Source organism: Mycobacterium gallinarum (assembly GCF_010726765.1).
Lineage (GTDB): Bacteria > Actinomycetota > Actinomycetes > Mycobacteriales > Mycobacteriaceae > Mycobacterium > Mycobacterium gallinarum.
Map to the genome: position 1 here is coordinate 4,666,056 of NZ_AP022601.1, position 24,557 is coordinate 4,690,612.

A 24,557-nucleotide genomic window follows, 5' to 3' on the forward strand; every position below is an offset into this window, starting at 1 on the left:
CCTGTCTGGTCGAGGTCTTCGGTTTTCCCTTGCCGGCTGTTCCGGCGTTGGGATAACTATTGCCCGCTGCGACCCTGCAGTCTGTCCGCTGATCGACCTTTGACCTGGGGGAATCCGATGTCCCCTGATCGGGGGACGCCGGCCGATAGAACCGGCAGAGCGAAGAACCAGGGGATGTGGCGGATCGTTTTGGTGTTCATTGCAATCCTCCTGTGTCACTTGATGTTTGGTACTTCTTGCCGGCTTGTTCCGGCGATGACTCAAAGAGTGCTTGCCCGCCGCGGATCTGTATGTCGCGTAAAAGAACGGCGGCGCGGATAAACCGGGTGTCATTCATTCGGATGAACAAGGCAGGTGGCTGTGCGAAGCTGGCAGCTGTGTCGACGGGCCTGACCAGCGAAAAAGTGCGAGTCGTGGTGGGTGACGACCATCCGATGTTTCGCGACGGAGTCGTCCGTGCGCTGATATCCAGCGGGTCGATCGAGGTGGTCGCCGAGGCTGACGACGGTGTTTCGGCGCTCGAGGCGATCCGTACGCATAAGCCGCAGGTTGCGCTGCTGGATTACCGCATGCCGGGGATGGACGGCGCCGAAGTCGCCGCCGCGGTGGTCCGCGACGAACTGCCGACCCGCGTCCTGCTGATCTCGGCGCACGACGAGTCGGCGATCGTCTTCCGTGCGCTACAGGAGGGTGCGGCCGGATTCCTGCCCAAGGAGTCGAGCCGCTCCGAACTCGTGAACGCGGTGCTGGACTGCGCGAAGGGCCGTGACGTCGTGGCACCCAGCCTCGCCGCCGGCCTGGCCGGTGAGATACGTAAACGCGCCGAACCCGAGGGACCGGTGCTCAGTCCGCGTGAACGCGAAGTACTCAAGCTGATCGCCGCGGGCAGCAGCATCCCCGCGATGGCCAAGGAATTGTTCCTCGCGCCGTCGACCGTCAAGACCCACGTGCAGCGCCTCTACGAGAAACTCGGCGTCAACGACCGCGCCGCCGCCGTGGCCGAGGCGATGCGCCGCAAACTGCTGGAATAGCTTTGCTCGACCGCATCGCCCGATACCTCGCCGCAGAACCCGTGCGCGTCAGCGCGTTCCTCCGGCTGCCGCTGATCGCGCTGATCGGGCTGCTGGTGTGGACGTGGGACGTCGACCACTGGCTGCCCGGCGTGTATGAGGTGGTGCTGGGGATCTACGCGGCCGCCGCCGTGGTGTGGCTCGTCGTGGTGCTGCGCGGTCCGGTGCCGCGCTGGGCGGACTGGACCTCGACGACCTTCGATGTCCTCGTCGCCGTGCTGCTGTGCCTGGTTTCCGGGGGAGCGACGGCGGCCCTGCTGCCGGTCTTCTTCCTGCTGCCGGTCGCGATCGCCTTCCAGGACCGGCCGTGGCGTACCGCGATCCTCGGCACCGGCACGGCGCTGTGCTATCTCGGGGTGTGGATCGTGTACTCCAAGCGCGACGACACCGTCGGCATGCCGGACATCGTCTACTCGCACTTCGGGTTTCTGCTCTGGGCGGCGGCGGCCACCACAGCGCTGTGTCTGGTTCTGGTGTCGCGACGAGCGCGTGTGACGAGGCTGCAGGAGGTCCGTCGGCAGCTGGTGTCCGAGGCGATGCAGGCCGATGAACGGCACAACCGGGAAGTCGCCGAGCATCTGCACGACGGCCCGCTGCAGACGTTGTTGGCGGCCCGCCTCGACCTCGACGAGGTTCGCGAGCGCACCGGCGATCCTGCGCTGGAGGCCGTGCACGCCGCGCTGCAGCAGACGGCCGCCGCGCTGCGGTCCACGGTGACCGAGCTGCACCCGCAGGTGCTTGCTCAGCTCGGGCTGACGGAGGCCGTGCGAGAACTGCTGCGGCAGTTCCAGGCTCGCTCCGATTGCACCGTGGAGGCCGACCTGGCGGACGTCGGAAAGCCCGAGTCGCAGCAGCTGCTGTACCGGGCGGCGCGAGAACTGCTCAACAACATCGGCAAGCACGCGCGCGCGAGCAATGTCCGGGTGAGTCTGTCGCGGCGCCGCGACAGGGTGGTGTTGACCATCACCGACGACGGGACGGGCTTCGACCCTGCGAGTGTCGAAAGCTATGTCGCCGACGGACATATCGGGCTCGGGTCGCTGCTGGCGCGGTTCGATGCGATGGGCGGTTCGATGGAGATCGACTCCGTGGCCGGTCACGGCACGCAGGTGATCGCGACATCGCCGCCGGAGCCGATCGACTGAAAAAACGTTGGCGCGCAATGCAGCCCCAGCGGTAGCGTCCGACGGATGAAGTGGCGAATCAGCGTGATCGCGATCGTCGTCGTGGTCGCCGCGCTGGTGGTGAACGCATTCCTCGTAGCCAGGGCGACACGTCAGGCCCAGCCGTTCGACGGCGGGCGGGTCATCGAACTCGACGGCCCGGACCTCAACGTCAAGGAGTTCGGCCCGCCTGGCGATCGCGCGGTCGTTTTGTTGCACGGCTATTCGGCGTCGGTCCAGTGGTGGGATCGCGTCGCGGCGGCGTTGCCCGCGCAACGCGTGGTCGCCATCGATCTCGTCGGCCACGGCGGGTCAGAGGCTCCCCGCAACGCCGAGAGTTACCGGATCGAAAGCCAGGCCAACGCCGTGCGCAACGCGCTCGATGCGCTCGAGGTGCGCCACGCCGTACTGGTGGGACATTCGATGGGCGGGTCCGTGGCGCTGGCTCTCGCCGGGCAGGATCCCGAACGTGTTGAGCGAGTTGTGATCTCCGATACCCCCGCCGAAATGAGCCTCGCAGAGATGCCCGCGTTGGCCGGGTTGGCTTGCGCCCCGATCATTGGGCAGGCCATCGACAGGCTGCGCCCCGTGGATGCGATCAGCGACAGCGCGTTGCAGACGGGCTTCGCCACCGATTTCGCGGTGCCGCCGCTGGCTCACCGATCGCTGGAGCAGTTGACACATTCGGGGCTGTGTCATGCCCGCGGCCAGGACGGGGCGCCCGCGGCGGTGGACCGCATCGCCCGCCTCGAGCAGCCGGTGCTGGTCGTCTGGGGTGAGCGCGACGAGCTGACGCCCACGGCGGCGAACGTCGAGCGCTACCGCGGGGCGGGGCTGACGCCGGTCGTCATCCCAGGATCGGGGCACAGCCCGATGGTCGAGGCGCCAGGCGAATTCGTGAACGCCATAACCGAATTCATCCAATAGGTTGGTCCCTCGCGAATTGTGCGCCACCATGAAGCGATGGAGCCTACGCAATGGCAGCCTCCGCATGACCCTGCACAACCGTATCCACAGTATGGACCGGCCAACCACGGGTGGCCTTCGCCGCCGCCGCAGTGGTCGCCGTACGGCCCTCCCGCCGGGCCGTCAGCGGTGTGGGCCGTCCTGCTCTGGTGCGTGGCCGCCGTCAGCCTGATCGGCTCGCTGATCTTCGGTGGTATCGCGTATGCGGGCTACTGGTCCAGCGGCTATCTCGATTCCTATGGTGTGACGACCACTGCAACCGTCACCGATGTGGAGGTCTTCACCGACACCGTCACCGTCGAGTTCACCACCGACGGTGGCACACCCGTCAGCGCCGAGATCGTTTGGTTCACGGGCAACAACCCCGATGTCGGTGACGAAGTCGAGATCACGTACGACCCTTCTGACCCGTCGTACGCCATCGAGGCGGGTGGTGATTCGGAAATCGTCATGGCGATCGTCTTCATCATTGGCGCATTCTTGGGACTGGTCGTGATGGTGGGTGCGGTCATCGGCGCGGTGATCGTTCACCGGAGAAGAGGTAAGGCTCACGGGTAGGCCATCGCTTTCAACGTTGTGCAGCGAAAGTTCGAATGAATCCCTGCATTTCGTTGATTTCGATGACCGAACCGTGCCGATCGCGCTCAGTTCGTCAGGCCGCGCGCGATGACCAGTCGCTGAATCTGGTTGGTGCCCTCGAAGATCTGCATGATCTTGGCCTCTCGCATGTACCGCTCGACGCGATAGTCGCGCGTGTACCCGGCGCCACCGAACACCTGCACGGCATCGGTGGTCACCTTCATCGCCGCGTCCGTGGCGACCAACTTGGCCACACTGGCCTGCGCCGAGTACGGGAGGTTCAGATCGCGACGACGCGCGGCATCGAGGTACGTCGCCCGTGCGCTGACCACCGCCGCACTCATGTCCGCCAACAGGAATCCCAGCCCCTGATGGTCGATGATCTTGCGGCCGAACGTCGTTCGCTCGTTCGCATAACGCACCGCTTCGTCCAGCGCCGCCTGCGCCAGGCCGGTGGCCACCGCGGCGATGCCGAGCCGGCCCGAGTCCAGCGCGCTGAACGCGATCTGCAGCCCCTGGCCATCGGCACCGATACGGCGGTCCGCGCCGATGCGCGCGTTGTCGTAGAACGCAGAGGTGGTCGGGACCGCATGCAGTCCCATCTTCTCCTCGGGCTTGCCGAAGCTGAGCCCGGGCAGATCGCCGGGTACCAGGAAACACGAGATGCCCCTTGACCCTTCGCCGGTCCGCGCGAACAACGTGTAGAAGTCGGCGACCCCGCCGTGGGTGATCCAGGACTTGGAACCGTTGAGCACGTAGCCAGGCGCCGTCGCGTCATCGGAAGACACAGCGGCGCACCGCAGGGCCGCAGCATCGGAGCCGGCCTGCGGCTCCGACAGGCTGTAGGCCCCGATCTGGCTGCCGGACAGCATGTCCGGAAGCCAGCGTTGCTTCTGTTCCTCGGTACCGAACATCAGCAACGGATGCGACGACAGGCTGTGCACGCTGACCGCCACCGCCACGGCCGCCCACCGCGCCGCCAGTTCCTCGAGCACCTGCAGGTACACCTCGAACGGTTGCCCGCCGCCGCCCCACTCCTCGGGCTGCGGAAGGCTCAACAATCCCGCCGCGCCGAGGGCGGGGAACACGCCGTCGGGGTAGGTCTCGTCCTTCTCATGGGTGTCGACCACCGGATCGAGAACCTTGTCGGCGATCTCACGGGTGAGCGCGATCAGGTCACGGGCATCGTCGGTGGGCAACAACCTGTCGACCGGCATGAGTGCAGACTCTAGTGGCCGGCGGAAACCGATTCCGAGAGCGCGGCGTTGATGGCGTCCACCCGGTCCTTGGCGTCGCCGAACAGCATCTGGGTGTTCTCCCGGAAGAACAGCGGGTTCTGCACGCCCGCGTAGCCCGATGCCATCGACCGCTTGAACACGATGACGTTGTTGGCGTTCCAGACCGTGAGCACCGGCATACCGGCGATCGGGCTGCTCGGGTCCTCGGAGGCCGCCGGGTTGACGGTGTCGTTGGCGCCGATGACCAGTACGACGTCGGTGTCGCTGAAGTCGTCGTTGATCTCGTCCATCTCCAGCACGATGTCGTAGGGCACCTTGGCCTCGGCCAGCAGCACGTTCATGTGGCCGGGCAGGCGTCCCGCGACGGGGTGGATACCGAACCGGACATTGACGCCGCGGTCGCGCAGCTTGCGGGTCAGGTCCGCGACGCCGTACTGGGCTTGGGCGACGGCCATGCCGTAGCCGGGCGTGATGATCACGGAGTGCGCCGAGGCGAGCAGGTCGGCCGCGCTGTCGGCGTCGATCTCGCGGTGGGTGCCGTAGTCCTTGTCATCCGCCGGGCCGGCTTCGATACCGAAGCCGCCGGCGATCACCGAGATGAACGACCGGTTCATGGCCTTGCACATGATGTAGGACAGGTAGGCACCGGAGGAGCCGACCAGCGCGCCGGTCACGATGAGCAGATCGTTGGACAGCAGGAAGCCCGACGCCGCCGCGGCCCAGCCCGAATAGCTGTTGAGCATCGACACCACGACGGGCATGTCGCCGCCGCCGATCGACGCGACCAGATGCCAACCGAGCAGCAGAGCCAGCACCGTGACGACGATCAGCAGCCACAGCTGGGGGTCGATGACGAACCACACGGTGAGCGCGGCGAACACCACCAGGGCGCCGACGTTGAGCACGTTCTTGCCGGGCAGCATCATCGGCGCGGACTTGATCCGGGCCGACAATTTCAGGTTGGCGACGATCGAGCCGGTGAACGTCACCGCTCCGATGAAGACTCCGATGACGACCTCGGCGGAGTGAATGCCCAGCATTCCTTCGGTGCCGAGCTGCATCGCTTCAGCGCCGGTGGCATCACCCTCGACGTGCAGGTAGCCGTTCCAGCCGACCAGCACGGCGGCCAGGCCGACGAAGCTGTGCAGCAACGCGATGAGCTCGGGCATGCCGGTCATCTCGACGACCTTGGCGCGCCACAGACCGATCGCGGCACCGATGACCATCGCGCCGACGAGCAGGCCGAGGCCCAGCGGTTCGATGTGCCGCGCCAGCGCGAGCGCGATCGTCGCGAGTAGCGCGACGGCCATCCCGGCGATGCCGAAACTGTTACCGGCCCTTGATGTCTCGTGCCTGGACAGCCCGGCCAGCGCCAGGATGAACAACAGCGCGGCGACGACGTAGGCTGCGGTCGCGGCAGTCTCTATGGTGAACATGCGCTTAGCTCCTCGAGAACATCGCCAGCATGCGGCGGGTCACCGCGAAGCCACCGAAGACGTTGATGCTGGCCAGCAGGATCGCCAGGAATGCAAGGACGGTGATGACTGTGCCATTTCCCCTGTCACCGTGGCCGATCTGCAGCAGTGCGCCGACGACGATGATGCCCGAGATCGCGTTGGTCACCGACATCAGCGGCGTGTGCAGCGCGTGGTGCACGTTGCCGATCACGTAGTAGCCGATGACGATCGCCAGCGCGAACACCGTCAGGTGTACCTGCAGCGCGGCGGGGGACAGTGCGATGAGGGCGAACAGCACCGCGGCGGCGGCGAAGGTGATGCCCAGCCGGCGTCGGGTCGACATCGGAGTCTTGGCGGGTTTGTGCTCGACCGGGGCGGCAGCGGCAGCCGCGGGCGCCGCGGACACCTGCACCGGTGGCGGCGGCCACGTCGTCTCACCGTCGCGGACCACGGTGACCGACCGCTGAACGACATCGTCGAAGTCCAGGGTGAGCTGTCCGTCCTTCTCCGGGGTGAGCAGCTTGAGCAGGTTCACCAGGTTGGTGCCGTAGAGCTGCGAGGCGGTGGCGGGCAGACGCCCCGCCAGATCGGTGTAGCCGATGATCGTCACGCCGTGGTCGGTGACGATCGCCTGATCCTTGACGGTGCCCTCGACGTTGCCGCCGTTGGCGGCGGCCATGTCGACGAGCACACTGCCCGGCTTCATCGACGCGACCATGTCGGCGGTGATGATGCGCGGCGCGGGCTTACCAGGGATCAGCGCGGTGGTGATGATGATGTCGACCTCTTTGGCCAACTCGGCGTACAGCGCGGCCTCGCGGGCTTTGTAGTCGTCGCCCATCTCCTTGGCGTAGCCGGTCGCCGAGACCTCGGCCGCCTCCGGATCGACGGGCATGTACTCCCCGCCGAGGGAGCGCACCTGATCGGCGACCTCGGGCCGCGGGTCGGTGGCCTTGACGACCGCACCGAGGCTGCCGGCCGCGCCGACGGCGGCCAGGCCGGCGACACCCGCGCCGACCACGAGCACCTTGGCCGGCGGCACCTTGCCCGCCGCGGTCACCTGCCCGGTGAAGAACCTGCCGAAGCTGTGCGCGGCCTCGACGACCGCGCGGTACCCCGCGATGTTCGCCATCGACGACAGCACGTCCAGGGACTGCGCTCGCGAGATACGTGGCACGGCGTCCATCGCCAGCACGGTGATGGGGCGGGCGGACAGCTTCTCGACCAGTTCCGGGTTCAGCGCCGGGGAGATCAGGCTGACCAGTGTCGCGCCGTCACGTACCTTGGCGATCTCATCGTCGGAGGGGGCGTTGACCTTGAGGACGACGTCGGCCGCCCAGGGGTCACCCACACTGGCGCCGGCCTCCACGTAGGCCGCATCGGCAAAGCTGGAGGCAGCGCCTGCGCCCGACTCGACGACGACCGTGTAGCCCAGTTTGAGCAGTTGTCCGACGGTTTGCGGCGTAGCGGCAACCCGCGTCTCACCCGCCAGGGATTCGCGCGGTATCCCGATAATCATCCGAAAAGTCTCCCATCCGCCTCTTGGCGACGTTGTGCCCCTCCGCCGGTAAGCGGCTTACCCCGATTCGCAGCTGAGGCGAGCTCCCGAGGTCCACGTACAGTTCGCGGTGATGACCGAGTCCCGACCGCCCGCCGCTGCGCTGCTGGTTCGCGCCGGCGGGGTGCGCGGGCTGGTGTACACGGCGCTGCCGGTCACCACGTTCGCGGTGACGAACTCGGTGACCGGCTTGCGTCCGGCGCTCATCGCCGCGATCACCGTCGCGTCGCTGATTCTGGCGTGGCAGCTGTTCCGGAGGGAGTCCACCCGGCCTGCGATATTGGGGTTCGCGGGCATCGCGGTGTGCGCGGCGTTCGCCTTGATCACCGGCAGGGCCAAGGACTTCTATCTGCCCGGCATCTGGATGTATCTCGGGTTGGCGTTCGCCTTCACCACCTCGATCGTGATCCGCAGACCAATCGTCGGTGTGGGGTGGGCATGGATGACGGGTCGCGACGACACGTGGCGTCGCGTTCCGAAGGTTCGACTGGCGTTCGACATCGCCACCGCCGTGATGGCGACGGCATCGTGGTCACGATTTCTGGTGCAGAACTACCTGTATGACACGGATCAGGAGGGGCTACTGGCGGCGGCGCGTATCGCGATGGGCTGGCCGATATTCGTGGTCACCTCGTCGGTGATCTATCTCGCCGTCCGGGTGAGCATCCGGGCTCTCCCTCGCGCGAGCGAGGCGTAGACGGGGGTTAGACGGGGGGATAGGCAGGCGGCGGATATACGCCACGCAGAATCCAGGCGAACCAGTTCGCGCCGTACTCCAGCTCGTCGCTCGCGTCATAATCGGGATTGGGATCCACGTCATCACCTCTCGTGTCGCGGCTGGTTCTCGCCCGAGTCTAGACCTGCCGCCGAACTGGCGACACCCTCAACGCATAAACTAGCCAACCAGTTGATTGATACCCCGGATCCGCTCCGGGCCTGCATATAGTGAGTCGCCATGCCAGCCTCGTCACCGGAAGCCTCGAACGGGATGTCACGTCGCGAGGAATTGCTGGCCGTCGCCACCAAGCTGTTCGCCGCTCGTGGGTATCACGGCACCCGGATGGACGACGTCGCCGACGCCGTCGGCCTGAACAAGGCCACGGTGTACCACTACTACGCCAGCAAAGCGCTGATCCTCTACGACATCTACAAGGGCGCTGCCGACTTCACCGTCGATGCCCTGCACGACGACCCGACCGCGTCGGCCCGGGAGACCATCTACCACTTCACCCGTCGGCTGCTGGTCGGCATCGCCAGCGACATCGAGCGCGCGGCGGTTTACTTTCAGGAAGGCCCCTACATCACGGAGTGGTTCACCGAGGAGCAGGTCGCCTACATCAGGGAGAAGGAAACCCAGGTCTACGAGCACGTGCGTGACGTCATCGACCGGGGCATCGCCAGCGGCGAGTTCTACGACTGCGACAGCCACGTTCTGGCCCTCGGCTACATCGGGATGACGCTGGGGTCCTACCGCTGGCTGCGGCCGCACGGTCGGCGCACCGCCCAGGAGATCGCCGTCGAGTTCAGTACCGCGCTGTTGCGCGGATTGATCCGCGACGAAACGGTGCGAGAGTCCGAGCCGCTGGGTGTGAACATCAGCGCAGCCAACTAGCCGGTGAGTCAGATGAGATCGAACTTGCTGTCGCGACGGGATCTCGATTTCCTGCTCTACGAGTGGCTGCGGGTCGACGAACTGACCAAGCGTGACCGCTTCGCCGAGCACTCCCGCGAGACGTTCGACGCGGTGCTCGAGCTGTGTGAGCAGTTGGCGACGCGGTATTTCGCACCGCACAACAAGAAGAGCGACGCCAACGAGCCACAGTTCGACGGTGAGAAGGTGACCGTCATCGGTGAGGTCAAGGAGGCGCTGGACGCATTCGCCCAGGCCGATCTCGTGGGCATGGGCATGGACCACGACCTGGGCGGCGCTCAGTTGCCGATGACCGTCGCCCAGGCGGCGTTCGCCTGGATTGCGGCCGCCAACGTCAGCACCTCGGGTTACGTCATGCTCACCATGGCCAACGCGAACCTGCTCGCGAAGTTCGGCACCCCCGAGCAGATCGAGACCTTCGTCAAACCCATGCTGGCCGGGCGGTTCTCGGGAACGATGGCGCTGTCCGAGACACAGGCCGGTTCGTCGCTCGCCGACATCCTCACCCGGGCCGAACCGCAGCCCGACGGCACGTACCGGCTGTTCGGTTCGAAGATGTGGATCTCCGGCGCCGAGCACGAGCTGACCGAGAACATCGTCAATCTGGTGCTGGCCAAGATCCCGGGCGGACCGGCGGGCACCAAGGGCATCTCGCTGTTCATCGTCCCGAAATATCTTGTCAATGACGATGGTTCGATCGGCGAGCGCAACAACGTCGTCATCGCCGGGCTGAACCACAAGATGGGGCAGCGGGGTATCACCAACACCGTCCTGAACTTCGACGGCGCCGTCGGTTATCTCGTCGGCGAGCCGCACCGCGGCATCACCTACATGTTCACGATGATGAACGAGGCACGCCTCGGCGTAGGTATGGGTGCGGTGGCACTGGGCTACACCGGCTACCTCAAGTCGGTGGACTACGCCCGCGAACGCCCGCAGGGCAGACCGGTGACGGCCAAGGACCCGACGACGCCGCAGATCCCGATCATCGAACACGCCGATGTCAAGCGAATGCTGTTGGCGCAGAAGGCGTATGTCGAGGGCGGGATGGCGTTGCTGCTGTACTGCGCCAAGCTCGTCGACGTGCAGCACAGCGCCGAAACCGACGCCGAGCGCGATGCGGCGACGCTGCTGCTCGACATCCTCACGCCGGTTGGGAAGAGCTGGCCGTCGCAGTGGTGCCTGGAGGCCAACAACCTCGCGATTCAGGTACACGGTGGCTACGGCTATACCCGCGAATACGACGTCGAACAGCACTACCGCGACAACCGGCTGAACGCCATTCACGAGGGCACCCATGGCATTCAGAGCCTCGACCTGCTGGGCCGCAAGGTGACCCAGCGCGGCGGCGCCGGCCTCGCGGCGCTCGGGGCGGCGATTGCGCAGACAGTCGACGCCGCGAACGCCGCGGGCGGGGATGCCGCGCAACTGGCACCTCGGCTCAGTGCAACCTGGGAGCGCCTGGTCGAGGTGACCGCCGCAATGTTCGCGTCCGGCGACATCGACGCCGCGCTGGCCAACAGCGTCGCGTACCTCGAGGCGTTCGGCCACATCCTGGTCGCCTGGATCTGGCTCGAGCAGGTGGTCGCCTGCAACGGCCGCACCGGCGACTTCTACGACGGCAAACGGCAAGCTGCGCGGTACTTCTTCCGGAGCGAACTGCCCAAGACGGGTCCTCAACTCGATCTGCTTGCCGCATTGGACCGCACCTCGCTGGACATGCGCGACAGCTGGTTCTGACTGGATTTCCCACGGCGGAGTAGGCCGGATCACACAGTCGTGCCGTTTGATCCCCCGGGGTAGTCGGGAAGCCCATACAAATATGCAATCGACACTTGACTCACTTACCGAATGGCTGCTGACGAAGGGCCTGCACATCGCGCTGGTGCTGGTGTTCGCGATCATCGCCACGCGGGTGATCCGGTTGATCGCGCGTCGTATCAGCAAGCGATGGGACAGCGGCGACGCCGCCGACTCGGTGCTGCGACCCGAGAGCGTCAAACACCGCCGGGCGGTTGCCTCGGTGATCTCGTCGGTCGCCATCGCCGTGCTCTACGTCGTCGTCGCCGTCGACATCGCCAATCAACTCGGGCTGCCGATCGGCTCGCTGGTGGCGCCCGCGGCGGTGCTCGGTGCCGCGCTCGGTTTCGGCGCCCAGCGCATCGTGCAGGATCTGCTCAGCGGCTTCTTCCTGATCACCGAGAAGCAGTACGGGTTCGGCGATCTGGTCGCGCTGACCGTGACGGCGGGTGGTGAGGCCCGCGGCACGGTCGAGGACGTGACGCTGCGTGTCACGAAACTCCGCACCAGCGACGGTGAGGTATTCACCGTGCCGAACGGCCAGATCGTCAAATCGCTCAACCTGTCCAAGGATTGGGCGCGCGCAGTGGTCGACGTCCCGGTCCCGACGTCGGCCGACATCAACATCGTCAACGACGCGCTGCGGGAGGTGTCGACCATGGCCATGCACGACGACGGCCTGCCCGAGCTGCTGCTCGACGAGCCGCAACTGATGGGTGTCGAGAGCATCGAGAAGGACACCGTGAACCTGCGCGTGGTGGCACGCACGCTGCCCGGCAAGCAATTCGAGGTGAGTCGTCGTCTGCGCGCCCTGATCGTCTCGGAGCTGCGGCGCGCGGGCGTCGCGGATGCCGAAGCCGCGGCTAGTCGAACCGGATGATCTGCCGCACGGCCTTGCCGTCGGCGAGTTGATCCATGCCGGAGTTGATGTCGTCGAGCGTGATCGTCGCCGACACCAACGACTCGACCGGTAGCCGGCCCGCCCGCCACAGACCGACGAAGTGCGGGATCTCGCGCGCGGGCACGGCAGATCCGAGATAGCTGCCGATCAGCGACCGCCCCTCTGCGACAAAGCCCAACGGCGACAAGTTGACTCGCGCATCCGGGCGGGGGAGTCCGACACAGACGGTGCGGCCGCCCGCAGCGGTGAGGTCCACGGCGGTCTCCACCGCCTGCGGATGCCCGACCGCCTCGATCACGACGGCGGCCTTGAGCCCGGCCTCGCGCGCTTCGTCGGCCGTGTACGCCTCGTGGGCGCCCATGGTGCGGGCCAGCTCGAGCTTGGCGGGTAGCTGATCGACACCGATGACGCGGACATCGTCGTGCGAGAGAGCGGTCAGCACCGCAGCCATGCCCACCCCGCCGAGGCCCACGACGATCACGGTTTCACCCGGTCGTGGCCGTCCGGCGTTGATCACCGCGCCGCCGCCGGTCAGCACCGCGCAGCCGAGCAGCGCCGCGACCTCCGCGGGTACGTCGGCGGGCACCGGGACGACCGAACGGTGATCGACGACGGCGTGCGTGGCGAAGCCCGAGACGCCGAGGTGATGATGGACCGGCTGACCGTCGCGGGAGAGCCTGCGTTCACCGGTCATCAGGGTGCCGGCCGTATTGGCGACGGTCCCGGGAATGCACGGGGTGAGCCCGTTGGTGGCGCACGCCTCGCAGGCACCGCACCGCGGCAGGAAGGTCATCACCAGGCGCTGACCGACGGCCGAGTTCGAACCCCCGGGTCCGACCTCCTCGACGACGCCCGCCGCCTCGTGTCCCAACAGCATCGGCACGGGCCGGACTCTGCTGCCGTCGACGACGGACAGGTCGGAATGGCACATTCCGGCGGCTTCGATGCGGACGAGCAGTTCACCCTCGCCCGGGGGAGCCAGGTCGAGGTCGTGCACTACCAGCGGCCTGGTTTCGGCGTACGGCCTTTCGAGCCCGATCTGTTCGAGTACGGCGCCGCTTATCCTCATGACTACAGCCTGCCCGCACTGACGCTGAGTCGACAATCCGCCGGCGAATTCGCATTACGCTGCTGGTGATGCTGGAAAGGTCCGAGATCCGGTTTCTGCCCGTCGGCGGACGCCGGGTGGCGTACGAGGTGCGCGGCAGCGGTCCACCGCTGGTCGCACCGGCATGGTGGGTCAGTCACCTCGAACTCGACTGGCAGAACCCCGATTTCCGTCGATTCTGGGACGGAATCGCCGAGGGATACACCTTGATCCGGTACGACCGGCTCGGAGTCGGCATGTCGGACCACACGCTGCACGACTCCGACCTGACTCTCGACAGCGAGGTCGCGACGTTGCGCGCGCTCGTCGACGAGCTCGGGCTCGAACGCGTCTCGCTCATCGGCGGCTCGTCCGGGAGCTGCACGGCGGTCGCGTTTGCCGCGGCGTCTCCCGATCGTGTCGAGCGGATGGTGTTGTACGGGTCGTACCCGGATGGAACGGCGATCACGGCGCCTGGGGTCGGCGACGCGATACTGGCAGCGATACAAGCGCATTGGGGCTTGGGATCACGCGTGCTCGGCGACATCTTCCTCGGCGGGGCCAACGCTGATGAGCAGGAGCATTTCGGTCGGCTGCAGCGTGATTCTGCGACGGCCGAGACCGCGGCAGCGGTGTTGGCTCTCGTCTACCGGCTCGATGTTCGAGACCGGCTTCCGCTCGTCCGCGCGCCGACGTGGGTGGTGCATCGCCGTGACGACCGTGCCGTGCCGTACCGACTCGGGCGCGAGGTCGCGGCGGCGATTCCGGGCGCGACATTCATCCCGCTGAAAGGAAGCGCGCACTTCCCGTGGCATGGTGACGCCGATTCCGTTGTTCGCGCATGTCGCGAAGCACTAGGAGCGGCACCGGCGCTGCCGCACGCGACGAGTGCGCAGGAGCAGGTCCTGTCGGCTCGTGAGCGCGAAATCCTCGCGTGCATTGCGCGTGGTCTCAGCGATCGCGAAATCGCGGAACACCTCGTGCTCAGCTCGCACACCGTCCACCGTCACGTCGCGAACATCCGCCGCAAGCTGGGCCGCACTTCTCGAACTGCCGCCGTCGCCGAAGCCGCGCGTCTCGGAATCTTGTGACGTGGCCGCAACGGGCCATCTGCAGAAGATGGCCGCATCGGGCGATGCGCGCGCCCGGTGGCCGCGCCTAGCTTTGCGGAATGACCGACATCGCCAGCATCAATTCGACTGCGCGGGAGAACCAGCCGTCCGCCGCGTGGCTGCGGATCTTCGCCCTCGTGTACGACCCGTTCCTCTGGCTGGGTGAAACCGCAGGCATGCGTCGACGGCGTGCAGCCTTGCTCGCCGACGCCTACGGTCGCGTCGTTGAGATCGGCTCCGGGACCGGGCTGAACATCGCGCACTATCCCGAGGCGGTCACCGAGCTGCTGCTGACCGAACCCGAGCCGGGAATGCGCAAAAAGCTCTCGCGTCGGACAGACCAAAATCGTTGTGCCACAGAAATTGTCGATGCTCCAGCAGAGCGACTACCATTCGCCGACGCATCAGTGGATACCGTCGTTTCCACGCTCGCCCTGTGCACGGTCGACGACCCCGAAGCTGCGCTGCACGAGATTGCGCGCGTACTCCGGCCCGGCGGCCAGCTGCTGTTCATCGAACATGTGCGGGCGGGCTCGCGGTTGCTGGCGGCGGTCCAGGACAAGCTGGCCGGACCGTGGCGCCACTTCGCAGGTGGCTGCCGCTGCAACCGCGACACCGTCGGGCGGATGCGCGCCTGCGGCTTCACCGTCGCGGCCCAACACGTGGTGTGGCGCGGCATGCCGGCGATCGTCCACCCCCTTGCCATGGGTCGTGCGACACGAGATCACGGGCGCCCGCAGACTGTGAGGTAGCGGCGGCGCCTGCGAGACTGCTGCCATGAACGAGCGGGAGCTCACCGGTGCCGACTTTCCGGTGCACTGGCCGGTGTCGACGAGATGGACCGACAACGACATGTTCGGCCACCTCAACAACGCGGTGTACTACGCACTGTTCGACACGGCGATCAACGGCTGGATCAACACGAATTGCGACATCGACCCGACGGATGTGCCCTGGTTGGGTGTCGTCGCTGAATCGGGATGTAAGTACTTCGCCGAATTACGGTTCCCTGAACCACTTTTCGTCGGGTTGGCAGTGGCCCGGCTGGGCACCAGCAGCGTGACATACCGAATGGGGTTGTGGCAGGCGGGTGGGCCCGACGCACCCGTCGCTGCGGTCGGCCACTGGGTGCATGTGTACGTCGACCGGGCGAGCCGCCGACCCATGCCGATCCCGGCGGTGATCCGCTCGCTGCTCGAAAAGGCGTGCGTCGACTAGTCGATATGCTCGTGCAATGCCGTTTGTGAGCAAGACCGTCGAGGTCACCGCCCCCGCCGAGGCGATCATGGGGATCGTCGCGGACTTCGAGTCGTATCCGGTGTGGAACGAGGAGATCAAGGGCTGCTGGGTGCTGGCGCGCTACGACGACGGCCGGCCCAGCCAGCTGCGTCTCGACGTTGTCGTCCAGGGGCAGTCGGGCACCTTCATCACCGCGGTCTACTACCCCGACCAGAATCAGATCCAGACGGTGCTGCAGCAGGGTGAGTTCTTCGAGAAGCAGGAGCAGAAGTTCGCGGTCGTCCCGATGGGGGCGACGTCGCTGCTGACGGTGGACCTCGACGTCGAGACCAAACTGCCGATCCCCGCGCAGTTCGTGAAGAAGGCGATCGGCGACACGCTCGATTACCTGGCGGACAATCTGAAGGCCCGCGCCGAGGAACTCACCGCTTCATAGCGGGCCCGAGTGTGGGCTCGTTGCACGCAAATGAGGTGGATTGCGTGCGGGTAATCCACGTTCGCGCCAAGAGCTCAGCCCCACAACTTCGTCTCGTCGAGCCGGGCGATCAGCCGCTGCGCGCCGTCGTCGAACTCGCCGCCGGTCAGCCTGACCACCGTGTCGACATCGCCGGTGCGCAGCGCCGCGATCATCGCGCGGTGTCCGGCGATCGCGGAAATCCCCCACTGCGGGCTCGCCGCATAGATGTGGCCTGGCAGGTATCGCGCTACATGTAGGAGGAACCACGCGAGCTTGATGCGGCCGGTGGATCGGTTGAACGCCCGGTGGAACGCGAACTCCGCGGACGCGATCGCGTCGGGCTCATGGTGGTCGACGGCCTCGGCCAGCGCTTCGTTGAGATGCTCCAGCTCGTCGATCTGCGCCGGGGTGATCCGCTCGGCCGCCGTCGCCGCCAACTCCCTGGCGATCGTGGCCTGCAGCCAGAAGATGTCCTCCACATCGCCGCGGGTCAGGGGGACCACGACGTGACCGCGGTGCGGTTCGAGCTGAACCATGCCCTCACCGCGTAGCGTGCGCAGCGCCTCGCGGACCGGCGTGATGCTGACGCCCAGCTCAGCGGCGGTCTCATCCAGTCGGATGAAGGTCCCCGGCCGCAGGACGCCGGTCATGATGTCGGTGCGCAGCCGGGCCGCCACCTGTTCGGACAGCTGCTCGCGTCGCACCTCGCGTCGGGGCTTCGCCCGGGCTTTCGGGGGTGCGTTCACTGGCTCTCCGGTCCGTCTGGCGTGGGGTTGAACCCGAGCCGCCGAGGCCATACTGTGACCGGGGCAACACAGGATTTGATCACATATAACCTCGTTCAAATATCAACGCAGCGCAACCGGGGCGGAGGGCCTCAGTTTGCGAGGGGAGGGATACTCGCCGTTGACCTCGTCTTCGTCCCCGCCGGACCCGACTGAGCAGCCGTTCCTCGCACGACGGCAGAACTGGACGAACCAGCTCGCGCGGCACGCCTTGATGCAGCCCGGCGAAACCGCCCTGCGTTTCCTCGGCCGCACCACGACCTGGGGCGAACTCGATCGCCGCGTCATCGCCCTCGCGGGCGCTCTGAGCAGGCGCGGAGTCCAATTCGGTGACCGCGTGCTGATCCTGATGCTCAACCGCACCGAGTTCATCGAGTCATTCCTTGCGATCAACAAGCTCGGCGCCATCGCCGTACCGGTCAACTTCCGGATGACCCCGCCCGAGATCGCCTTCCTGGTCAGCGATTGCCAGGCCAAGGTCGTCGTCACCGAAGCGGTGCTCGCCAGTGTGGCGGCGGCGGTCCGCGACATCGACCCAACCCTGACGACCGTGGTGGTCGCGGGTGGAACCAGCGGTGATGGTCTCATCGGCTACGACGAGGTGATGGCCGAAGAGGACGTGGCGGCCGTCCGCGACGTGGTGGACATCCCCGACGACTCGGCCGCGCTGATCATGTACACCTCGGGTACCACCGGCAGGCCCAAGGGTGCGGTGCTCACCCACGCCAACATTGCCGGGCAGGCGATGACGTCCCTGTTCACCAACGGTGCCGATCTCAACAACGACGTCGGCTTCGTCGGTGTCCCGCTGTTCCACATCGCGGGCATCGGAAACATGATCATCGGCCTGCTGCTCGGCAGGCCGACGGTGCTCTATCCCCTGGGCGCATTCGATCCAGGCGCCTTGCTGGACGTCCTTGAAACCGAACAGGTGACCGGCGTCTTCCTGGTGCCCGCACAATGGCAGGCGGTGGTCGCCGAACAGCGCGTGCGGCCTCGGGCCCTGAAGTTGCGGGTGCTGTCGTGGGGTGCGGCACCGGCCTCAGATACATTGCTGCGCAGCATGTCTGAGACCTTCCCCGGAACACAGATCCTCGCCGCCTTCGGTCAGACCGAAATGTCGCCGGTGACGTGCATGCTGCTGGGTGACGACGCGATCCGAAAGTTGGGCTCGGTCGGCAAGGTGATTCCGACGGTGTCCGCGCGCGTCGTCGACGAGGACATGAACGACGTCGACATCGGTCAGGTGGGCGAAATCGTCTACCGCGCACCCACGCTGATGGCCGGCTACTGGAACAATCCCGAGGCCACCGCGGACGCCTTCGCGGGCGGCTGGTTCCATTCCGGTGATCTCGTACGCCAAGACGAAGAGGGCTACATCTGGGTCGTGGACCGCAAGAAGGACATGATCATCTCCGGCGGCGAGAACATCTACTGCGCAGAGGTCGAGAACGTCCTTGCCGCTCATCCGTCGATCGCGGAGGCGGCGGTGATCGGTCGCGCGGACGACAGATGGGGTGAAGTACCGGTGGCCGTCATCGCGCTGAACGCCAAAGGAGATCTCGGACTCGCGGACCTCGAAGGCTTCCTGACCGAACGCCTTGCGCGGTACAAGCATCCGAAGGCGCTGGAGATCGTCGACGCGCTCCCTCGCAATCCCGCTGGCAAAGTACTCAAAACGGAACTGCGGGTGCGTTTCGGCGCCGCCGCGCCGATTGACGCAGGCGAAAGTACCACTCTGCCAACGGTTTCTGCTGGTGCACAAGAGAATTAGGGAATTGGAACGAGTTTGCTAACGGTTAAGGGCACAATCTTCCAGATGCCATGCACCGCGGGGACGGCATCGGGTACAGTCCTGTGGTCCGTCTTACTACTGACGAGTAGGGAGACACTGGTCACAGTCAGCGGGTTGGGGCAAGGAGGCCGCGTGCGACAGGGTCTGCCGTTGAACGACGACGGCCGCGGTCAGCTCGTTGGAGCGCGTCGGTGACGGCGCAGGGCACCGACATCGTCGGCTACGTCCGCGACCAGGTACGTCCGGGTCTGACCGCCGTTGGCGGATTCGTCCGCATGACGGTCCTCACGACGAAAGCCACCTTCAAATCGCCGTTCCAGTGGCGCGAGTTCATCCTGCAGAGCTGGTTCCTGATGCGGGTGGCATTCCTGCCGACCGTCGCGGTGTCGATCCCGCTGACCGTGCTCCTCATCTTCACGCTCAACATCCTGCTGACCGAGTTCGGTGCGGCCGACATTTCCGGCGCGGGCGCCGCACTGGCCGCCGTCACCCAGCTCGGCCCCCTCGTCACCGTGCTCGTGGTGGCCGGCGCCGGTTCCACCGCCATCTGCGCTGACCTGGGCGCGCGCACCATCCGCGAGGAGATCGACGCGCTCGAGGTGCTCGGCATCGACCCGATCCACCGATTGGTGGTGCCTCGCGTGATCGCCTCGACGTTTGTGGCGCTGCTGCTGAACGGCGCGGTGATCACCATCGGCCTGGTCGGCGGCTTCATCTTCGGCGTGTATCTGCAGAACGTCTCGGCCGGCGCCTATGTCTCCACCCTCACCCTGGTCACGGGCCTGCCCGAGGTGCTGATCTCGGTCGTCAAGGCGATGACGTTCGGCTTGATCGCGGGCCTGGTCGGCTGTTACCGCGGCCTCACGGTTGCCGGTGGCGCCAAGGGTGTGGGCACCGCGGTCAACGAGACGCTGGTGCTCTGCGTGATCGCGCTGTTCGCGGTCAACGTCGTGCTGACCACGATCGGTGTTCGATTCGGAACGGGGAGCTGACGTGTCGACTACCCAGGTCCTGCGTTCTCGGTTTCCGCGGGCGTTTTCCGGCGGGGCGGGTGTCGTCACCGCCCCGGCACGGTTCCTCGACAGCGTCGGGCACGTGGCGTGGTTCGTCGTCACCGCGATCGGGTCGATCGGCCACGCGTTGCGCTACTACCGCAAGGAGACGTTGCGGCTGATCGCCGAGATCGGCATGGGCACCGGCGCGATGGCCGTCATCGGTGGCACCGTGGCGATCGTCGGGTTTGTCACGCTGTCGGGTTCGTCGCTGGTCGCCATTCAAGGCTTCGCATCGCTCGGCAATATCGGTGTCGAGGCGTTCACCGGCTTCTTCGCCGCACTGATCAACGTCCGCATCGCCGCTCCCGTCGTCGCGGGCCAGGCGCTGGCCGCCACGGTTGGCGCCGGCGCGACCGCGGAACTGGGCGCCATGCGGATCAGCGAGGAAATCGACGCCCTCGAGGTGATGGGCATCAAGTCGATCTCCTACCTGGTGTCGACGCGCATCATGGCCGGCTTCATCGTGATCATCCCGCTGTACGCGATGGCCATCATCATGAGCTTCCTGTCGGCGCAGGTGACCACAACCGTCTTCTACGGACAGTCGATCGGCACCTACGAGCACTACTTCCGGACGTTCCTGCGCGCCGACGATGTCATGTGGTCGTTCGTGCAGGCGATCATCATCTCGGTCATCGTGATGCTCAACCACTGCTACTACGGCTACTTCGCCAGTGGTGGGCCAGTGGGTGTCGGCGAGGCCGTCGGCCGGTCGATGCGCGCCTCTCTGGTCGCGATCGTCTGTGTGGTCCTGTTCGCCTCGTTGGCGCTCTACGGCGTCGACCCGAACTTCAACCTGACGGTGTAGCCCATGACCGCGCCCTTGAACACGTCCCGCACCCCGCCGTACAAGCTGGCGGGTCTGGTTTTGGCGCTGCTGACGATCGCCGCCGTGGTGCTGGTGTACTTCCAGTTTCGTGGCGACTTCCTGCCGCGCGAACAGCTGACGATGATTTCGGCGCGCTCCGGGCTGTCGATGGACCCCGGCGCGAAGGTCACCTACAACGGGGTCGAGATCGGCCGCGTGGCCACGGTTGACGCAGTTGACGTCGGAGGCGAACCGAAGGCCAAGATCGTCCTGGACGTCGACCCCAAGTACATCAAGCTGATCCCGCAGAATGTGGACGCGGACATCAGCGCAACCACCGTGTTCGGCAACAAGTACATCTCGTTCACATCGCCGAAAGACCCGTCATCGCAACGGATCACATCGTCCGACGTGATCGACGTGACCCACGTGACCACCGAGTTCAACACATTGTTCGAGACGGTCGTTTCGCTGTCGTCGCAAGTGGATCCGATCAAGCTGAACCAGACGCTGGCGGCCACCGCCGAGGCGCTGGACGGTTTGGGTGACCGCTTCGGCCAGTCGATCATCAACGGCAACGCGATCCTCGACGACATCAACCCGCAGATGCCCCAGATCCGTCGGGACAATCAGCTGCTGGCTGACCTCGGCGAGGTCTACTCGGAGGCGGCACCGGATCTGTTCGACGGTCTGCAGAACGCGGTCACCACGGCCCGCACGCTCAACCAGGAGCAGGGCACCATCGACCAGGCGCTGATGGCCGCGGTCGGCTTCGGCAACACCGGCGCCGACGTCTTCGAGCGTGGCGGTCCGTATCTGGTCCGCGGCGCGGAGGATTTGATCCGTCCGTCGGAGATCCTGGACGAGTACAGCCCGGCCCTGTTCTGCACGATTCGCAACTTCCACGATGTCGAACCCAAGGTGGCGGCGTCGCTGGGCGGCAACGGCTACTCGCTGCGTACGCTATCGGCACTCATGGGCCTTGGTGCCGGCAATCCTTATGTCTATCCGGACAACCTGCCGCGCGTGAACGCCAGGGGCGGTCCCGAGGGTAAACCTGGCTGCTGGCAACCGATTACGCGTGACCTGTGGCCGGCGCCACACCTCGTGATGGATACAGGCGCGTCGATCGCGCCGTACAACCACTTCGAGTTGGGCCAGCCGCTCCTGATCGAGTACGTCTGGGGTCGCCAGGTGGGGGAGAACACGATCAACCCATGAAAATCACCGGTACAGCCATCAAGCTCGGCGCCTTCTCGCTGGTGCTGTTGCTGTTCACCGCGATCATCATCGTGGTGTTCGGGCAGATGCGTTTCGACCGCACCACCGGCTACTCGGCGGTGTTCTCCAATGCCAGCGGCCTCCGGGCCGGGCAGTTCGTCCGCGCGTCCGGTGTGGAGGTCGGCAAGGTCTCCAAGGTCGAGCTCATCAACGACGGCTCGCAGGTCCGGGTCGACTTCGACGTCGACCGGTCGCTGCCGCTGTTCGACGGCACCACCGCCTCGATCCGCTACCTGAATCTCATCGGCGACCGGTACATGGAGCTCAAGCGCGGCGGGAGCGACAGGCGGCTGCCCAGTGGGGGCACGATTCCGGTCACCCAGACCGAACCCGCGCTCGACCTCGACGCGTTGATCGGCGGCTTCCGCCCGGTGTTCCGGGCCCTCGATCCGGACAAGGTCAACACCATCGCCGAGTCGATCATCACGATCTTCCAGGGCCAAGGCGGCACCATCAACGACATCCTCGACCAGACCGCGTCGCTGACGTCGGCACTGGCCGACCGCGACCAGGCGATCGGAGAGGTGATCAAGAACCTCAACACCGTGCTCGACACCACGGTCAAGCATCAGCAGCAGTTCGACGAGACGGTGCAAAATTTCCAGACGCTGATCACGGGCTTGAACGATCGGCGCGACCCGATCGCCTCCTCGGTGGCCGACATCAGCGACGCCGCGGGAACCATCGCGGATCTGCTGGCGGACAACCGCCCCCTGCTGCAGAGCACGGTCGGTCATTTGGAGGCCGTTCAGCAGCCGCTGGTCGACCAGAGAGACAAGCTCAACGATATTCTCACCAGACTCCCGACTGCGTTCAAGATCATCGGGCGAGCTGGTGGCATCTACGGCGACTTCTTCAACTTCTATTCGTGCGACATCTCGATCCGGATGAACGGGCTGCAGCCCGGCGGTCCTGTCCGCACCGTCAAACTCTTCAGCCAGCCGTCGGGTAGGTGCACGCCGCAATGAGAACTCTGGAGGGATCGAACCGGGTCCGTAACGGGTTGATGGGCATTCTCGTCCTCATCCTGGTGATCGGCGTCGGACAGAGCTTCGCCAGCGTGCCGATGCTGTTCGCGACGCCCACGTACTATGCGGAGTTCTCGGACACCGGTGGCCTCAACAGCGGCGACAAGGTGCGCATTGCCGGTGTGGACGTCGGTCTGGTGCGCAACTTCGAGATCGTCGGCGACAAGGTCCGGATCGGATACTCGCTCGACGGGACACAGATCGGCACAGAGAGCCGGGCGGCCATCCGCACCGACACCATCCTGGGCCGCCGCAATATCGAGATCGAGCCACGCGGCTCGAAACCGTTGAAGGCCAACGCAACTCTGCCGCTGGGCCAGACCACGACGCCGTATCAGATCTACGACGCGTTCTTCGACGTGACCGAAGCATCCTCGGGCTGGGACACCCAGACCGTGAAGAGATCGCTGAACGTGCTGTCCGAGACCATCGACCAGACGTACCCGCATCTGAGCGCCGCACTCGACGGGGTGGCCCGGTTTTCCGACACCATCGGCAAGCGCGACGACCAGATCAAGCAGCTGCTGGCCAACGCCAACAAGATCGCTGGCATCCTCGGCAACCGCAGCGAACAGATCAACAAGCTCTTCGTCAACGCCCAGCAGCTGCTCGCCGCGATCAACGAGCGTCAGTACGCGGTCAGCATGCTGCTCGAACGTGTCGCCTCGTTCTCCGAACAGGTCAAGGGATTCGTCGACGACAACCCGAACTTGAACCGGGTGCTCGAACAGCTGCGCGTCGTCAGCGACGTGCTGTCGGAGCGACGCTTCGACCTGATGGACACGCTGACCACCGTCGCCAGCTTCGTGGCGTCACTCGGTGAAGCCGTCGCATCGGGTCCCTACTTCAAGGTCATGCTGGTCAACCTGCTGCCCGGCCAGATCCTCCAGCCGTTCGTCGATGCCGCGTTCAAGAAGCGCGGGATCGACCCCGAGAAGTTCTGGGGCGACGCGGGTCTGCCCGCATGGCGGTTCCCGGACCCGAACGGCGCCCGCTTCCCGAACGGCGCCCCTGCGCCCGGACCGGCAGTGCTGGAAGGCACGCCCGAACACCCCGGACCCGGTGTGCTGAAGGGTGCGCCGTGCTCGTACACGCCCGGACCGGGCGGCATCCCAACCGCCGCCAACCCGCTGCCGTGTGCGGGTCTGACCGTCGGGCCGTTCGGCAACAACCCGTACGGACCGAATTACGGACCACCGGACGTCGTCACGTCGGACCCGAACGTGCACGGTCCGCAGCCGTCACCCGGTGTGCCCGCGGCCGCGATCCCAGGCCAGATTTCGCCGGATATGCCCGGTGAGCCTGCCCCGCTGCCGCCGGCTCCGCCCGGGGCCCGCACGGTCCCGGTCGGCCCGCAGCCTCCGCTGCCGCCGGACTTCACACCGGGTATCGCGCCGTTGCCGCCGGCTCTGACCGGACCGCCTCCGCCGCCGGGACCCGGCCCTGACGCGGGGCCCGCGGGCACGCCGCCGCTGCCGGGCAACCCGCCGTTCCTTCCACCACTTTCACAAGGCCAGTAGGGGGTGT

At 66.2% G+C, this 24,557-nt stretch carries 23 protein-coding genes and 1 pseudogene; 18 read left to right on the top strand and 6 right to left on the bottom strand.

The annotated features are described in order from the left end of the window. Positions 1–341 precede the first annotated feature (341 nt). Genes G6N42_RS23030 through G6N42_RS23045 form a run of 4 tightly spaced genes read left to right on the top strand, consistent with a single transcriptional unit; the run spans position 342 to position 3,757 of the window. Positions 342–1,031, top strand: coding sequence for a response regulator transcription factor (locus tag G6N42_RS23030; protein ID WP_163733355.1), 690 nt, complete (start codon positions 342–344; stop codon positions 1,029–1,031). Positions 1,032–1,033: 2 nt separating this feature from the next. Further along, entirely contained in the window at positions 1,034–2,215 is a 1,182-nt protein-coding gene (locus G6N42_RS23035) for a sensor histidine kinase (RefSeq protein WP_163733358.1), read from the top strand. Between the two features lie 45 nt (positions 2,216–2,260). Then, positions 2,261–3,160 (top strand): alpha/beta fold hydrolase, encoded by a 900-nt coding sequence (locus G6N42_RS23040; protein WP_163733360.1) that lies wholly within the window; start codon positions 2,261–2,263, stop codon positions 3,158–3,160. A gap of 36 nt (positions 3,161–3,196) precedes the next feature. Then, on the top strand, positions 3,197–3,757 hold the full coding sequence (locus G6N42_RS23045; protein ID WP_163733363.1) for a DUF3592 domain-containing protein: 561 nt from the start codon (positions 3,197–3,199) through the stop codon (positions 3,755–3,757). Between the two features lie 86 nt (positions 3,758–3,843). Here the strand turns inward: G6N42_RS23045 and G6N42_RS23050 are convergent, their stop codons facing one another. The 3 genes from G6N42_RS23050 to G6N42_RS23060 are packed head-to-tail and all read right to left on the bottom strand — an operon-like array spanning position 3,844 to position 7,992. Further along, entirely contained in the window at positions 3,844–4,995 is a 1,152-nt protein-coding gene (locus G6N42_RS23050; protein ID WP_163733368.1) for an acyl-CoA dehydrogenase family protein, read from the bottom strand. An 11-nt stretch (positions 4,996–5,006) separates the two neighbouring features. Beyond that, a complete protein-coding gene (gene pntB / locus G6N42_RS23055; RefSeq protein ID WP_163733371.1) occupies positions 5,007–6,452 on the bottom strand; it encodes a Re/Si-specific NAD(P)(+) transhydrogenase subunit beta in 1,446 nt (481 codons plus the stop codon). A 4-nt stretch (positions 6,453–6,456) separates the two neighbouring features. Further along, the gene (locus G6N42_RS23060; RefSeq protein ID WP_163733374.1) at positions 6,457–7,992 is read right to left on the bottom strand and encodes a Re/Si-specific NAD(P)(+) transhydrogenase subunit alpha; all 1,536 of its coding nucleotides are present in this window, start codon (positions 7,990–7,992) and stop codon (positions 6,457–6,459) included. A gap of 112 nt (positions 7,993–8,104) precedes the next feature. Here G6N42_RS23060 and G6N42_RS23065 point away from each other — a divergent pair, with 112 nt between their 5' ends. Further along, a complete protein-coding gene (locus G6N42_RS23065; protein WP_163733377.1) occupies positions 8,105–8,728 on the top strand; it encodes a DUF3159 domain-containing protein in 624 nt (207 codons plus the stop codon). A 7-nt stretch (positions 8,729–8,735) separates the two neighbouring features. On the opposite strand, the pseudogene G6N42_RS31055 reads toward G6N42_RS23065, so the two are convergent. Continuing rightward, positions 8,736–8,846: pseudogene (locus G6N42_RS31055) on the bottom strand (CAP domain-containing protein); the annotation flags it as partial. A 140-nt stretch (positions 8,847–8,986) separates the two neighbouring features. Between G6N42_RS31055 and G6N42_RS23070 the strand changes: the two are divergent. The 3 genes from G6N42_RS23070 (at position 8,987) to G6N42_RS23080 (ending at position 12,362) form a co-directional block, all read left to right on the top strand. Next, positions 8,987–9,643, top strand: coding sequence for a TetR/AcrR family transcriptional regulator (locus tag G6N42_RS23070; protein ID WP_083128270.1), 657 nt, complete (start codon positions 8,987–8,989; stop codon positions 9,641–9,643). A gap of 12 nt (positions 9,644–9,655) precedes the next feature. After that, entirely contained in the window at positions 9,656–11,422 is a 1,767-nt protein-coding gene (locus G6N42_RS23075; protein ID WP_163733380.1) for an acyl-CoA dehydrogenase, read from the top strand. An 82-nt stretch (positions 11,423–11,504) separates the two neighbouring features. Further along, complete coding sequence (locus G6N42_RS23080) at positions 11,505–12,362, top strand: mechanosensitive ion channel family protein (RefSeq protein WP_163733383.1); 858 nt, start codon at positions 11,505–11,507, stop codon at positions 12,360–12,362. On the opposite strand, the gene G6N42_RS23085 is transcribed toward G6N42_RS23080, so the two are convergent. After that, complete coding sequence (locus tag G6N42_RS23085; protein WP_163733387.1) at positions 12,346–13,452, bottom strand: alcohol dehydrogenase catalytic domain-containing protein; 1,107 nt, start codon at positions 13,450–13,452, stop codon at positions 12,346–12,348. The genes G6N42_RS23080 and G6N42_RS23085 overlap by 17 nt on opposite strands. 68 nt (positions 13,453–13,520) lie before the next feature. On the opposite strand from G6N42_RS23085, the gene G6N42_RS23090 reads away from it, so the two are divergent. The 4 genes from G6N42_RS23090 to G6N42_RS23105 all read left to right on the top strand — a co-directional run bounded on the left by G6N42_RS23090 (position 13,521) and on the right by G6N42_RS23105 (position 16,257). Then, positions 13,521–14,561, top strand: coding sequence for an alpha/beta fold hydrolase (locus tag G6N42_RS23090; protein ID WP_163733391.1), 1,041 nt, complete (start codon positions 13,521–13,523; stop codon positions 14,559–14,561). 80 nt (positions 14,562–14,641) lie between these two features. Further along, positions 14,642–15,334 (top strand): class I SAM-dependent methyltransferase, encoded by a 693-nt coding sequence (locus G6N42_RS23095; protein ID WP_163733394.1) that lies wholly within the window; start codon positions 14,642–14,644, stop codon positions 15,332–15,334. Between the two features lie 25 nt (positions 15,335–15,359). Further along, a complete protein-coding gene (locus tag G6N42_RS23100) occupies positions 15,360–15,800 on the top strand; it encodes an acyl-CoA thioesterase (RefSeq protein ID WP_163733398.1) in 441 nt (146 codons plus the stop codon). 16 nt (positions 15,801–15,816) lie between these two features. Continuing rightward, positions 15,817–16,257, top strand: coding sequence for an SRPBCC family protein (locus G6N42_RS23105; RefSeq protein ID WP_163733400.1), 441 nt, complete (start codon positions 15,817–15,819; stop codon positions 16,255–16,257). 74 nt (positions 16,258–16,331) lie between these two features. Here the strand turns inward: G6N42_RS23105 and G6N42_RS23110 are convergent, their stop codons facing one another. Next, entirely contained in the window at positions 16,332–17,024 is a 693-nt protein-coding gene (locus G6N42_RS23110; protein ID WP_174262138.1) for a GntR family transcriptional regulator, read from the bottom strand. Between the two features lie 160 nt (positions 17,025–17,184). On the opposite strand from G6N42_RS23110, the gene fadD5 reads away from it, so the two are divergent. The 6 genes from fadD5 (at position 17,185) to G6N42_RS23140 (ending at position 24,550) form a co-directional block, all read left to right on the top strand. Beyond that, complete coding sequence (gene fadD5, locus G6N42_RS23115; protein ID WP_163733406.1) at positions 17,185–18,837, top strand: fatty-acid--CoA ligase FadD5; 1,653 nt, start codon at positions 17,185–17,187, stop codon at positions 18,835–18,837. Positions 18,838–19,133: 296 nt separating this feature from the next. Then, entirely contained in the window at positions 19,134–19,850 is a 717-nt protein-coding gene (locus tag G6N42_RS23120; protein ID WP_434059627.1) for an MlaE family ABC transporter permease, read from the top strand. A gap of 1 nt (position 19,851) precedes the next feature. After that, a complete protein-coding gene (locus G6N42_RS23125) occupies positions 19,852–20,721 on the top strand; it encodes an MlaE family ABC transporter permease (protein WP_163688992.1) in 870 nt (289 codons plus the stop codon). 3 nt (positions 20,722–20,724) lie between these two features. Continuing rightward, positions 20,725–21,942, top strand: coding sequence for an MCE family protein (locus G6N42_RS23130; protein WP_163733412.1), 1,218 nt, complete (start codon positions 20,725–20,727; stop codon positions 21,940–21,942). Then, the gene (locus G6N42_RS23135) at positions 21,939–22,970 is read left to right on the top strand and encodes a virulence factor Mce family protein (protein ID WP_163733415.1); all 1,032 of its coding nucleotides are present in this window, start codon (positions 21,939–21,941) and stop codon (positions 22,968–22,970) included. Before G6N42_RS23130 ends, G6N42_RS23135 begins: the two co-directional genes overlap by 4 nt. After that, on the top strand, positions 22,967–24,550 hold the full coding sequence (locus G6N42_RS23140; RefSeq protein ID WP_163733417.1) for a virulence factor Mce family protein: 1,584 nt from the start codon (positions 22,967–22,969) through the stop codon (positions 24,548–24,550). Before G6N42_RS23135 ends, G6N42_RS23140 begins: the two co-directional genes overlap by 4 nt. The last annotated feature ends 7 nt before the right edge of the window (positions 24,551–24,557 follow it).

Excerpts from the sequence above, each read along its gene's own strand:
- G6N42_RS23120 (WP_434059627.1), top strand. The coding sequence starts at position 19,134 with ATGACGGTCCTCACGACGAAAGCCACCTTCAAATCGCCGTTCCAGTGG.
- G6N42_RS23065 (WP_163733377.1), top strand. The coding sequence starts at position 8,105 with ATGACCGAGTCCCGACCGCCCGCCGCTGCGCTGCTGGTTCGCGCCGGC.
- G6N42_RS23095 (WP_163733394.1), top strand. The coding sequence starts at position 14,642 with ATGACCGACATCGCCAGCATCAATTCGACTGCGCGGGAGAACCAGCCG.
- G6N42_RS23070 (WP_083128270.1), top strand. The coding sequence starts at position 8,987 with ATGCCAGCCTCGTCACCGGAAGCCTCGAACGGGATGTCACGTCGCGAG.
- G6N42_RS23105 (WP_163733400.1), top strand. The coding sequence starts at position 15,817 with ATGCCGTTTGTGAGCAAGACCGTCGAGGTCACCGCCCCCGCCGAGGCG.
- pntB (WP_163733371.1), bottom strand. The coding sequence starts at position 6,452 with ATGTTCACCATAGAGACTGCCGCGACCGCAGCCTACGTCGTCGCCGCG.
- G6N42_RS23060 (WP_163733374.1), bottom strand. The coding sequence starts at position 7,992 with ATGATTATCGGGATACCGCGCGAATCCCTGGCGGGTGAGACGCGGGTT.
- G6N42_RS23130 (WP_163733412.1), top strand. The coding sequence starts at position 20,725 with ATGACCGCGCCCTTGAACACGTCCCGCACCCCGCCGTACAAGCTGGCG.
- G6N42_RS23090 (WP_163733391.1), top strand. The coding sequence starts at position 13,521 with ATGCTGGAAAGGTCCGAGATCCGGTTTCTGCCCGTCGGCGGACGCCGG.
- G6N42_RS23085 (WP_163733387.1), bottom strand. The coding sequence starts at position 13,452 with ATGAGGATAAGCGGCGCCGTACTCGAACAGATCGGGCTCGAAAGGCCG.
- G6N42_RS23080 (WP_163733383.1), top strand. The coding sequence starts at position 11,505 with ATGCAATCGACACTTGACTCACTTACCGAATGGCTGCTGACGAAGGGC.
- G6N42_RS23030 (WP_163733355.1), top strand. The coding sequence starts at position 342 with ATGAACAAGGCAGGTGGCTGTGCGAAGCTGGCAGCTGTGTCGACGGGC.
- G6N42_RS23040 (WP_163733360.1), top strand. The coding sequence starts at position 2,261 with ATGAAGTGGCGAATCAGCGTGATCGCGATCGTCGTCGTGGTCGCCGCG.
- G6N42_RS23135 (WP_163733415.1), top strand. The coding sequence starts at position 21,939 with ATGAAAATCACCGGTACAGCCATCAAGCTCGGCGCCTTCTCGCTGGTG.
- G6N42_RS23075 (WP_163733380.1), top strand. The coding sequence starts at position 9,656 with ATGAGATCGAACTTGCTGTCGCGACGGGATCTCGATTTCCTGCTCTAC.
- G6N42_RS23050 (WP_163733368.1), bottom strand. The coding sequence starts at position 4,995 with ATGCCGGTCGACAGGTTGTTGCCCACCGACGATGCCCGTGACCTGATC.
- G6N42_RS23045 (WP_163733363.1), top strand. The coding sequence starts at position 3,197 with ATGGAGCCTACGCAATGGCAGCCTCCGCATGACCCTGCACAACCGTAT.
- G6N42_RS23140 (WP_163733417.1), top strand. The coding sequence starts at position 22,967 with ATGAGAACTCTGGAGGGATCGAACCGGGTCCGTAACGGGTTGATGGGC.
- G6N42_RS23100 (WP_163733398.1), top strand. The coding sequence starts at position 15,360 with ATGAACGAGCGGGAGCTCACCGGTGCCGACTTTCCGGTGCACTGGCCG.